The sequence below is a fragment of the Photorhabdus sp. P32 genome, assembly GCF_038085095.1.
GTDB lineage: Bacteria > Pseudomonadota > Gammaproteobacteria > Enterobacterales > Enterobacteriaceae > Photorhabdus > Photorhabdus luminescens.
This window is the reverse complement of record NZ_JAZGJN010000294.1, coordinates 44,478-55,732: the sequence shown is the minus strand read 5'-3', so window position 1 is coordinate 55,732 and position 11,255 is coordinate 44,478. Positions and strand designations below refer to the sequence as shown.

7 protein-coding genes and 6 tRNA genes are annotated in these 11,255 nt (G+C 40.6%); 12 read left to right on the top strand and 1 reads right to left on the bottom strand.

The genetic code is table 11. The features are described 5' to 3' along the window. Window positions 1-733 precede the first annotated feature (733 nt). The 11 genes from V2H77_RS23145 (at window position 734) to V2H77_RS23095 (ending at window position 8,263) form a co-directional block, all read left to right on the top strand. Window positions 734-2,032, top strand: a complete 1,299-nt coding sequence (locus V2H77_RS23145) for a glycosyltransferase (protein WP_341500643.1) — start codon at window positions 734-736, stop codon at window positions 2,030-2,032. 367 nt (window positions 2,033-2,399) lie between these two features. Continuing rightward, complete coding sequence (gene nagE / locus V2H77_RS23140; protein WP_341500642.1) at window positions 2,400-3,929, top strand: N-acetylglucosamine-specific PTS transporter subunit IIBC; 1,530 nt, start codon at window positions 2,400-2,402, stop codon at window positions 3,927-3,929. A 277-nt stretch (window positions 3,930-4,206) separates the two neighbouring features. Further along, window positions 4,207-5,019 carry a glucosamine-6-phosphate deaminase gene (nagB, locus tag V2H77_RS23135; RefSeq protein WP_341500641.1) on the top strand — a complete coding sequence of 271 codons (813 nt, stop codon included), beginning with the start codon at window positions 4,207-4,209 and terminating at the stop codon, window positions 5,017-5,019. Window positions 5,020-5,103: 84 nt separating this feature from the next. Next, complete coding sequence (gene nagA, locus V2H77_RS23130; RefSeq protein ID WP_341500640.1) at window positions 5,104-6,264, top strand: N-acetylglucosamine-6-phosphate deacetylase; 1,161 nt, start codon at window positions 5,104-5,106, stop codon at window positions 6,262-6,264. A 15-nt stretch (window positions 6,265-6,279) separates the two neighbouring features. Next, window positions 6,280-7,503: a DNA-binding transcriptional regulator NagC gene (nagC, locus tag V2H77_RS23125; RefSeq protein ID WP_341500639.1), complete on the top strand. Its 1,224-nt coding sequence runs from the start codon at window positions 6,280-6,282 to the stop codon at window positions 7,501-7,503. 151 nt (window positions 7,504-7,654) lie between these two features. Beyond that, window positions 7,655-7,731, top strand: a tRNA-Met gene (locus V2H77_RS23120). Between the two features lie 5 nt (window positions 7,732-7,736). After that, window positions 7,737-7,821: transfer RNA gene (locus V2H77_RS23115), tRNA-Leu, on the top strand. 28 nt (window positions 7,822-7,849) lie between these two features. Next, window positions 7,850-7,924: transfer RNA gene (locus V2H77_RS23110), tRNA-Gln, on the top strand. A gap of 52 nt (window positions 7,925-7,976) precedes the next feature. Beyond that, window positions 7,977-8,051: transfer RNA gene (locus tag V2H77_RS23105), tRNA-Gln, on the top strand. A 55-nt stretch (window positions 8,052-8,106) separates the two neighbouring features. Further along, a tRNA-Met gene (locus V2H77_RS23100) sits at window positions 8,107-8,183 on the top strand. A gap of 5 nt (window positions 8,184-8,188) precedes the next feature. Further along, window positions 8,189-8,263 (top strand) — tRNA-Gln (locus V2H77_RS23095). 118 nt (window positions 8,264-8,381) lie between these two features. On the opposite strand, the gene ubiF is transcribed toward V2H77_RS23095, so the two are convergent. Further along, on the bottom strand, window positions 8,382-9,563 hold the full coding sequence (gene ubiF, locus V2H77_RS23090; protein ID WP_341500690.1) for a 3-demethoxyubiquinol 3-hydroxylase: 1,182 nt from the start codon (window positions 9,561-9,563) through the stop codon (window positions 8,382-8,384). Between the two features lie 198 nt (window positions 9,564-9,761). Here ubiF and miaB point away from each other — a divergent pair, with 198 nt between their 5' ends. Further along, the gene (miaB, locus tag V2H77_RS23085) at window positions 9,762-11,192 is read left to right on the top strand and encodes a tRNA (N6-isopentenyl adenosine(37)-C2)-methylthiotransferase MiaB (RefSeq protein ID WP_265378434.1); all 1,431 of its coding nucleotides are present in this window, start codon (window positions 9,762-9,764) and stop codon (window positions 11,190-11,192) included. The last annotated feature ends 63 nt before the right edge of the window (window positions 11,193-11,255 follow it).

The window sequence follows — 11,255 nt, the reverse complement described above, 5'->3', positions numbered from 1 at the left end:
ATGATAATTATCCGTGAAAACGAAAAAGAGTTGAGTAATTTACGATATGAAATAACCAGTGAAACCGTTTTCAATCAATATTTCATTCAACCATAACAAATATTACTGAATAACCACCATCCAATTTTAAAGAATAAATAATCGATACTATAATCTATTATAAGTAACCATTTGATAAAATGAAAATTAAATCTATATTTTAAATTTCTAAATTACCTATTAATTGATACTTTTACTCTGTAAATATAAAAAATAATTATACATATCAAATTTATGATTGAAACACTATTAATGATGTTCTAATGAGTATCTATTTAAAAATAAATTTATACCCGTCATCTTTCAAGTTGCCTCTTTGTTGGCTGCACTCGCTCACCCCGGTCACATAGTTCTCTATGCTCCCGGGGATTCGCTCCTTTGCCGTCGCGATGCATCTTGAAATCCATAGGGTATATAATCAGAACAATAAAATAAACTAAAGAATAATAAAGGGTTACGTTACATACACGCATTTTAATGTTCAAACCATCGTAAATAAACAATAAAATACTTTGCAATTTATTATTATGGTAATAATATTATCAAGTATCTTATCTGTAATAAAACTATCCAGGTATAATATGATACACTTAATCAATTCTAATCATTCTAAATATTAAACCAAAAAATTAACACATAAAAATAACACTCAATAATTTCACCTACTTAAGAAAATATCCCAAGGGAAATAAAAATGATAAATATAATATCAAACAAGAAAATAGCGCCAGCAGTAATAGTCATTAATGGCAACTACATATCAAATGATTATCGTTCTGGTTTTAAAGTTGGAGCAACATCATTCGCACTAAAAGTCGCTGATTATTTTATAAAAAGAAACTTACTTTCTGGCTTTATACTCTACAAAAGAGATGAATCATTAATTTCACCTAAAATAACCGAAGGTATAATTAGAGGTATAAAATGTATAAATATATTTTTTAATTTCTCTATGAAAATTCCAGACATAAGAAATATGCTAGAAAAATGTATTTCAATATTATCGATAAAAAATACTCAGATAGTTCCTGCAATAGTTTATTATCAAACAGATACATTATTATCCTATCACCCTCCCCATATACCTTGTTGTATAACACATCATGGCCCTTTCGTAGAAGACTTTCAGCAACACTATTCTTTGGAAAAGACATATGATGCTTTTGAAAATAAAAATAAAGCTCAACACCTTAATACTCAACAAATGAAAGGGATTGAAATATTAATTGATAAAAAATATTTTGTTTTCCAACATTCGAAATTACAAGGTAATTTTTTACTCAAAAAAGGCATAAAAACAGACAATATCAAAAACATTAGCCCACCTATTTTCCTTGAAGAAAATACTGAATTGAATATAGAAAATAAACATATTAATGATTTTATCAAAACCAATAAAAACGAATTATTGTTATTTACTGCGGTAGCCAGATTAGATTATTTTAAAAACATAGAACTATTAATCAATTCAGCCATTGTTTTACTGGATAAAAGTATTCCCGTTAAAATCTTCATTGCAGGTGATGAAGAGAACAATAATACCAGAAGGAATAAATTGATATCTATGGTCCCCTCCAGATATCGGTCACAGTTTTTTATATCGCATAAGTTATCCCAAATGGAGTTACTCAGCGTTTTCAATAAAATAAAAAATAAATCTATTTTTGTCTGTACATCACGCTATGAAACCCTTGGCATTACACCATTAGAGGCTGCATTAAATGGTGTATGCACAATTTTACCCAATTTAAATTTAATTGAAGCAGCTTCTTATTTTTCTTCAGAGTATAAATTTATATATAACATAGATTCTCTTACTGAGAAGATAATATCAATATACGAAAAAAATCTATTTACCACTAGCCAGCAGTTACAACACATAAACTCTTTAATTTCAATGGGATGCTTCGAAGATAGTATGGAAAAAGCATGGGAAGAAATCTCAATAAGTTATATGTCAAACCAAAACTTCGTCTGTGAGTGTCTATCATAACACTTAAACTATTCACTAAATCAATGGGTACATGCAAGTGCCCATTCACAAAACCTTATCAACACTTTCCTGTGATTTTCTGATCCAATTATATACTTTTCATAATCAAGTTTTATGTCACTCAATCTATTTCGATAGCTAAAAGCCATAAAATCAAATAAATCATTATGTTAATTCAATTGAAAATTTGAATCCGTTTATTACAGATGACTTAATTTATGCAATTTTAAACAATATCGCTACAGTGATCACAATTACTCATTTATGTGTAGCTTTTTATTATTTTTCAACTAAAAATAAGTTGTATTGCTGTTGTTCATAGCGAGCTATTTTTTCAATAAAACATCCTACAACTAAGGTAAGCATTATGGGTATATTCAATTACTTGCAGCGATTGGGAAAAGCATTAATGCTTCCCATTGCCACGCTTCCCGTAGCTGCGCTTTTGCTACGTTTCGGCCAACCCGATGTATTTAATATTCCTTTCATCGCCAGCGCTGGCGGTGGTATTTTTGAAAACCTCCCCCTGCTATTTGCACTAGGTATCGCAGTAGGCTTAGCAAAAGATAATGCTGGCGCTGCCGCATTAGCAGGTGTCGTTGGCTTTTTAGTACTCACTAAAGCCACCTCAGTCATAGACTCAACTATCAATATGTCTTTTTTCGCCGGTATCATTGCAGGTATTGTTGCCGGTCACTGTTATAACCGCTTCTCAGAGACACGTTTGCCAGAGTTTCTTGCTTTCTTCGCTGGCAAGCGATTAGTCCCCATCATGACAGGCATTATTTGTCTATTCATTGCATGGATATGTGGTTATGTATGGCCATATGTCCAGCACGGTATTGATTCTTTCAGCCTTTTAGTATCAAAGAGCGGTACGGTCGGATGGTTTACTTATGGTGTGCTTAACCGCTCTCTTATTCCATTTGGTTTGCACTATATCCTGCATTCTGTTTTCTGGTTTAGTCTGGGTGACTGTCTGAAAATTACTTATGACTTAGCCAGTTCCGTACATAATATCTGTCTGGCCCCGGATGTTGTCCGTTCTCTGACCATCGGCGCAGCGGTTCCCGGTATTGATGGCTCTACTATTACTCAAATAGCCACCGATATGAGCCGCGGCGACTTAAACCGTTTCTTTGCCGGCGATCCCCATGCCGGAGTTTACATGGCCTGGGCTTATCCCATCTTTATGGGCGGTTTACCCGGCGCTGCACTGGCAATGTATTTCGCAGCACCAAAGGAACGTCGTCCTCAAATTGGCGGGATGCTATTATCCGTTGCTTTGACAGCATTCTTAACCGGTATAACTGAACCAATAGAATTCTCATTCTTATTCATGGCTCCAGCTTTATATGTTCTACATGCAATATTGGCTGGCGTTAGCATGGTCATCGTTAATTTATTGGGTATTCTGCATGGCTTTGGATTCTCTGCCGGATTAATTGACCTTGTATTGAACTGGGGTCTGGCAACTAAGCCGTGGTTATTAATCCCGTTAATCGCCTTGTTCTTTGTGCTGTACTTTGTTTTCTTCACCCTCATGATTCGTATTTTCAACTTCCGTACACCAGGCCGCGAAATTGAAGAGACAACTCAAGCAGTTTCCGCCGCCCAAGATAACGAAACAATCCAACATTACATTACCGCTCTTGGCGGCGCACAAAATATTCATACGGTAGATGCCTGTATTACCCGTCTTCGCTTAACCGTTGAAGACAACACGCAATTGGATGAACAGCAGTTAAAACAATTAGGCGCAAAAGGCGTGCTGAAAATAGGTAAACAGAGTGTTCAAGTTGTATTGGGCCCCCAGGCAGAAAGCATTGCCGGGCAGATACGTACTCAGCTACCTCCAGATAAATCAAACAAAAGGTCGCCAAATAAAAGATCGTAGTTAAAAACATCTCGAACTTAAAAGGGAACCCATCTCTTGTTCCCTTTTATTTTTCTCAAGAAAATAAGACAGGCTTTATTGGTGACAAAAATAGCAAAAATCATACTTTTTCTGTTAATTTTCTGGCTATTTTTTACGTCTTATTTTAAGATAAAAAATATCTTTGAGTTACATCGTATTCCTAATCATAAAAATGATTTAGTATTCACACGATAAGAAGATTAGTTAATCAGCTAATTTATCCAACCGCTATAATTTCTTGTTTTAAGAGGCACTTATGAGGCTGATCCCCCTAACGAATGCAAGTGACGTTGGTAAATGGTCCGCACACTATATCGTTAGCAAAATCAATGCATTTAATCCCACCGCCGAGCATCCTTTTCTTTTGGGGTTGCCAACCGGCAGTACACCACTGGCAACTTATAAAGAATTAATTGCTCTACATAAAGCAGGGAAAGTCAGTTTTAAACATGTCGTGACATTCAATATGGATGAATATGTCGGTATCGCCGAAAATCATCCCCAAAGCTACCACAAGTTTATGTACCATAATTTCTTTGACCATATTGATATTCCAAAAGAAAATATCAATCTACTCAATGGTAATGCCTCTGATGTCGAAGCGGAATGTCAACGTTATGAAGACAAAATTAAATCTTACGGCCAAATTCATCTATTTATGGGAGGAGTCGGTAACGACGGTCATATTGCTTTCAATGAACCCGCGTCATCTTTGACTTCCCGTACACGCATTAAAACACTTACCGTAGAAACCCGTACGGCAAATTCCCGTTTCTTCGATAATGACATTAATCAGGTGCCTAAATATGCTCTGACCGTAGGTGTAGGCACATTGATGGATGCAGAAGAAATTATGATCCTTGCAACAGGTCTCAATAAGGCCCAAGCCATTCAAGCGGCAATTGAAGGCAATGTTAACCATATGTGGACCATAAGCTGCCTGCAAATGCATCCTAAATCCATCATTGTCTGTGACGAACCGGCAACAATGGAATTGAAGGTAAAAACAGTCAAATACTTCTACCAACTGGAAGCAGATATTATCGGCGAATTCGCCAGTAAAAAATAAGAATCTATGCAGCCTGATGCCTCTCGCAGGCTGATTACCGTCATTACCTTCAATCATCATCTCCCGATTCCATAGGAGGCTAGGATGTATGCTTTAACCAACTGCATTATCTATACCGGTCACAACAGACTAGATGAGCATGCCGTTATCATTGCAGACGGCTTAATTAAACACATTTGCCCAACCCAAGAGTTACCTGAACATATTGAAAAACGTGATCTGAATGGTGCAATTCTTTCCCCCGGTTTTATTGATCTGCAAGTGAATGGCTGTGGTAGTGTTCAGTTCAGCGATCAGTTGGAAAACATTTCGGAAAAAACGCTGGATATCATGCAAAGAACTAATGAACGTTCTGGCTGCACCAGCTACTTACCCACTCTGATTACCAGCACAGACGAATTAATGATGGCCTCTGTTGAAGTCATGCGCGCTTATCTTAAGCATAATCAGCATCAGGCTTTAGGCCTGCATCTGGAAGGACCTTATCTCAATCCAGTAAAGCAAGGCACTCATAATCCAGAGCTTATTCGTAAGCCCACATCTAAAATGATAAATTTCCTGTGCGATAACGCTGATGTCATCACTAAGTTGACTCTCGCACCGGAAATGGTTGAACAAAAATATATTCAGCAGTTGGTAGAAGCCGGTATTGTTGTTTCTGCCGGTCATTCAAATGCCAGTTATGAAGAAGCCCGACAGGGATTCCAAAACGGGATTACTATCTCAACCCATCTTTACAATGCCATGCCAGCTATTTCCGGGCGTCAACCTGGTTTGATTGGCGCTATCTTTGATACACCTGAAATCTATGCTGGAATCATCGCTGATGGTTTGCACGTTTCATGGCCCAATATTCGTAATACTAAACGTTTGAAAAATGACAAATTAATTTTGGTAACGGATGCGACGGCTCCTGCCGGGCTTGATCCTACCACCTGTAAAATGGAGCATTTCACCTTCGCAGGTAAGACCATATACTATCGCAACGGATTATGTGTTGATCAAAACGGCGTTCTAAGCGGCTCCTCTCTCACTATGATGGATGCCGTTAAAAATAGCGTTGAACATGTTGGTATTGCACTAGATGAAGCACTGAGAATGGCAACTCTCTACCCTGCCCGCGCAATTGGCGTTGATAAATATCTTGGCGCCGTCGAAACCGGGAAAATCGCTAACCTTAGTGTTTTCAGTCACGATTTTAAAATCCGCAAGACCATCGTTAACGGAAAAGAAACTGAACTTTGACGGACGAAATAGCTGATGAATTATAACAACACACAAAAACAAATTGGTAATATTGACCTTGTCAAGCAACTTAACGGAGCCGTGGTATATCGGTTGATTGATCAACAAGGGCCAATCTCTCGCATTCAAATTGCTGAGCAAAGTCAACTTGCGCCAGCCAGTGTGACTAAAATTACTCGTCAGTTACTTGAACGGGGCTTGATTAAAGAAGTCGATCAACAAGCTTCTACCGGAGGCCGCCGCGCCATTTCTATCGTTACAGAAAATCGTCACTTCCATACTATCGGTGTTCGCCTTGGCCGCCATGATGCTACTCTGGCTCTTTATGATATGAGTGGCAAAGCCTTGGTTGAAGAACATTATCCACTGCCTGAAGCCACTCAGCAAAAAGTTGAAAACCAGCTCATCAACGCAATAGAAAACTTTATTCAACAAAATCAACCAAGGATACGCGAACTCATCGCCATCTCAGTTATTCTGCCCGGATTAGTTGACCCAGATACTGGCATCGTTCGTTATATGCCCCATATTAAAGTGACTCACTGGACTCTGGTCGATAATTTGAAAAAGCATTTCAACATTACCTGTTTTGTTGGTCATGATATTCGCAGTTTGGCATTGGCTGAACACTATTTCGGCGCCACCCGTGATTGCGAAGACTCAATATTAGTACGTATCCATCGAGGTACTGGCGCCGGGGTGATTATCAATAACCAGATACTTCTCAATAATAGAGGAAATTTAGGTGAAATTGGTCATATTCAAATTGATCCACTCGGTGAACGTTGTCACTGCGGCAATTTTGGCTGCCTGGAAACTATCGCCGCTAACTCAGCAATAGAAGCGCGAGTTCAGCATCAATTAAAGCAAGGTTTTCCAAGCCAGCTAACATTGAATAACTGCAACATCAGAGCCATCTGCCAAGCCGCTAATCAAAATGATCCTCTCGCATCTGAAGTAATAAAAAGTGTCGGCCATTACCTCGGTAAAGCCATCGCTATCGCGATTAATTTATTTAATCCACAGAAGGTTGTTCTGGCGGGAGAAATTACTGAAGCTCAGAAAGTGCTTTTACCCGCTATTCAAAGTTGTATCAACTCTCAGGTCTTGAAAGAATTTCGTCAAGATCTGCCGATCGTTGTTTCTGAATTAGTTCACTGTTCTGCTATTGGCGCTTTCGCTCTGACTAAACGTGCTATGCTTAATGGTGTCCTGTTACAACACTTACTCGAAGGGTAATGTCATTTTTTGTTGGTTTTGTCAGCAAAATGCTTATATGCCAAACAAACAAGCGACTTTAAGCAGATTTCGAGAAAAAAGCAGTTGACGCATTTAGCTGATATACGCATAATGCGCCCCGCAACGCCGATGAAGGTAATGCAAAAAAGATGGCTACGTAGCTCAGCTGGTTAGAGCACAGCACTCATAATGCTGGGGTCACAGGTTCGATTCCCGTCGTAGCCACCATCTTTGCGGGAGTGGCGAAATTGGTAGACGCACCAGATTTAGGTTCTGGCGCCGCAAGGTGTGCGAGTTCAAGTCTCGCCTCCCGCACCATTTATTCATCGAGTTGTCGTTATTCAGATGGGGTATCGCCAAGCGGTAAGGCACCAGGTTTTGATCCTGGCATTCCCAGGTTCGAATCCTGGTACCCCAGCCATAATCCTGATAACACAATTCTGACAACATGTTGTACAGTGACTACTTTCAGTTGGGGTATCGCCAAGCGGTAAGGCACCAGGTTTTGATCCTGGCATCCCCAGGTTCGAATCCTGGTACCCCAGCCATTAACTGAATGTTGTCCACTTAATGTTTTGTCGTGAATTTCTCGCATCAAAATAAGGCTACGTAGCTCAGCTGGTTAGAGCACAGCACTCATAATGCTGGGGTCACAGGTTCGATTCCCGTCGTAGCCACCATTCATTGGGGTATCGCCAAGCGGTAAGGCACTGGATTCTGATTCCAGCATTCCCAGGTTCGAATCCTGGTACCCCAGCCATATTTATCAATGTGTTACTTTTCTCTCCTGTCAATTAACTGCATATTAAAAAAAGCAAATTATCCACGCCATAAATAGATTTACGACGTGCTTGTGAGCTTCAATACCAATTTATACGTTACAATCCCAGTGCATACTTAAGCGCCGCTTTTTTCATTACGCCAGCCCGTTGAGCTGCCATCAGCGCCAGATTACGAGCGACTTTCAACCCAGGCAACTCATTACTGAACACGGTGTAAAATAGATCCATTCCAGCTTGCATCATCAGATTATCCGGCATTCTGCGACGTTGATAACGCATCAACACTTCCAATGAATCCCACTGCTCTGTTAATTCCTTCGCCCTTACCAAAATATTAAGCAAAGTATTCACATCCCGATAACCAAGATTTACTCCCTGTCCAGCCAGTGGATTAATGGTATGAGCCGCATCACCCAACAACACTAATCCTTCACGAACATAACTGTTAGCATGATGACGAGCCAAAGGAAATGAACCGGCAGCAACGGGAGTCATTTTACCTAATCGTACAGGAAATGCCTGGAAAATCTCCTGCTCAAGTTGAACCATTGACATTGCCTGTAATTGTCGTATGCGTGCCGGTTTGTCGTACCACACCAGCGAAGCCCATTGATCAAACAGTGGAAGAAACGCTCTTGGGCCAGAAGGAAAAAACTGCTGCCAGGTAATATCCTGCTGTGGCTGTTCTGTTTTTACCGTTATCAACATACAAGACTGTCTGTATTGCCAACCACGGCTGCCAATTCCCGCCATTTGCCGAACCTGAGAACGAGCGCCATCAGCCCCGACAATCAAGCGGGTTGTTATTTCCGTTCCGTCAGCCAGAGTCACTAACCAACCCATTTTCTGCCACTGCATTGATTGCAATGCTGCCGGGCATAGCAAAGTCAAATTGGGATATTTTTCAAACTGCCGCCACAGAGCCAATTGCAAAATACGGTTTTCAACCATATAGCCCAATTCAGGCAGTCCTAGACTTTGTGCATCAAACACCAAATTAGAACCATTCTGTTCCCAAGTCTCTAATGTTCGATACGGCGCACTGCGCATCTGTAATACCGCATCCCATGCGCCAAGCTGTTTGAACAAATCTACAGAAGCACAACTGATCGCTGACACACGTACATCAGGCTGACTCTGTGCATCATAAGATTGTGGTGGTTGATGATCCAATAAAGCAACCGTCCAACCTTCCTGTGCCAGCCCCAATGCTGTTGCAGCGCCGATCATGCCTGCGCCAACCACCACTACATCAAAAATCTGTTGTGAATTATTCATCTCAGTCATGCTATTAACCCATTGATTAGTACAGTGTACCGAATTTTTAATTCTCCGGTAGAGAATATCCTGTTTAACAGTCTGGTCACTGCTCCTGCAAATGACTACAATATCCGACAACTTTATGCCTAATACACAATTGCTTTTGCCGTGTAATAACACCTTTCAGCGCGGTAGAAAGCTCGGATGCACAAGAAAATGTCGACGATAAAAAAACTGTATATTAAAACTTGGGGCTGTCAGATGAATGAATATGATTCATCTAAAATGGCCGACCTGCTGGAAAGTACTCACGGTTATCAGTTAACCGATGTCGCCGAAGAAGCAGACATTTTACTATTAAATACCTGTTCAATCCGCGAAAAAGCACAGGAAAAGGTTTTCCATCAATTAGGCCGCTGGAAAAACCTAAAAGATACTAATCCAGATATCATCATTGGAGTCGGTGGCTGTGTAGCCTCTCAGGAAGGGGATTTCATCCGCCAGCGTGCTCAATGTGTAGATATTATTTTCGGGCCGCAAACATTGCACCGCTTACCTGAGATGATCAACCAGGTGAAAGGCACCCGCAGCCCGGTTGTTGATATCAGCTTCCCGGAAATCGAGAAATTTGACCGTCTACCCGAGCCGCGTGCTGAAGGTCCATCTGCATTCGTTTCCATTATGGAAGGCTGCAACAAATACTGTACTTTCTGTGTCGTACCTTATACCCGCGGAGAAGAAGTTAGCCGCCCATGTGATGATGTTCTATTTGAAATCGCGCAACTTGCCGCGCAAGGTGTACGTGAAGTTAATCTTCTCGGTCAGAACGTGAACGCTTATCGGGGCGCCACTTACGATGGCGATATCTGCTCTTTCGCTGAGTTAATTCGTTTAGTCGCCGCTATAGATGGTATTGACCGTATTCGCTTTACGACTAGCCACCCAATTGAGTTTACAGACGATATTATTGCTGTTTACGAAGATACGCCGGAATTGGTTAGCTTCCTACACCTACCGGTGCAAAGTGGCTCGGACCGTATTCTAACCTTGATGAAACGTGCACATACAGCTCTTGAATATAAAAGCATCATCCGCAAGCTGCGTAAAGCACGTCCCGAAATCTTGATAAGCTCTGACTTCATTATCGGATTCCCAGGTGAAACCCAAGATGACTTCGAGAAAACCATGAAACTGATCGCTGATGTCAATTTCGATATGAGCTACAGCTTCATCTATTCTGCTCGTCCGGGAACACCAGCAGCCGATCTACCTGATGATGTCAGCGAAGAAGAGAAGAAACAGCGTCTTTACCTGTTACAACAACGTATCAACCAACAAGCAATGAGCTATAGCCGTGCTATGTTGGGCAGTGTACAACGTATTCTGGTTGAAGGAACTTCCCGTAAGAATGTGATGGAACTTTCTGGCCGTACCGAAAACAATCGGGTTGTCAACTTTGAAGGCCAGCCTGATATGATTGGCAAATTCGTTGATGTTGAAATTGTTGATGTCTACGCCAACTCACTACGCGGTAAAGTTATCCGTACCGAAGATCAAATGGATCTTCGTACACACGAATCACCTGAGTCCGTTATAGCCCGTACCCGTAAAGAAGATGAAATCGGAGTCGGCACTTATCAGCCCTAAATATAGAGAGAATCAGTGATTCAACAAATTCATTCACAAATAGCAACTCAGGAAATTTTCCTC

Bases quoted from the DNA above. Each gene is read 5' to 3' on its own strand.
- V2H77_RS23145 (WP_341500643.1), top strand. From the start codon at position 734: ATGATAAATATAATATCAAACAAGAAAATAGCGCCAGCAGTAATAGTC.
- nagE (WP_341500642.1), top strand. From the start codon at position 2,400: ATGGGTATATTCAATTACTTGCAGCGATTGGGAAAAGCATTAATGCTT.
- nagB (WP_341500641.1), top strand. From the start codon at position 4,207: ATGAGGCTGATCCCCCTAACGAATGCAAGTGACGTTGGTAAATGGTCC.
- nagA (WP_341500640.1), top strand. From the start codon at position 5,104: ATGTATGCTTTAACCAACTGCATTATCTATACCGGTCACAACAGACTA.
- nagC (WP_341500639.1), top strand. From the start codon at position 6,280: ATGAATTATAACAACACACAAAAACAAATTGGTAATATTGACCTTGTC.
- ubiF (WP_341500690.1), bottom strand. From the start codon at position 9,563: ATGAATAATTCACAACAGATTTTTGATGTAGTGGTGGTTGGCGCAGGC.
- miaB (WP_265378434.1), top strand. From the start codon at position 9,762: ATGTCGACGATAAAAAAACTGTATATTAAAACTTGGGGCTGTCAGATG.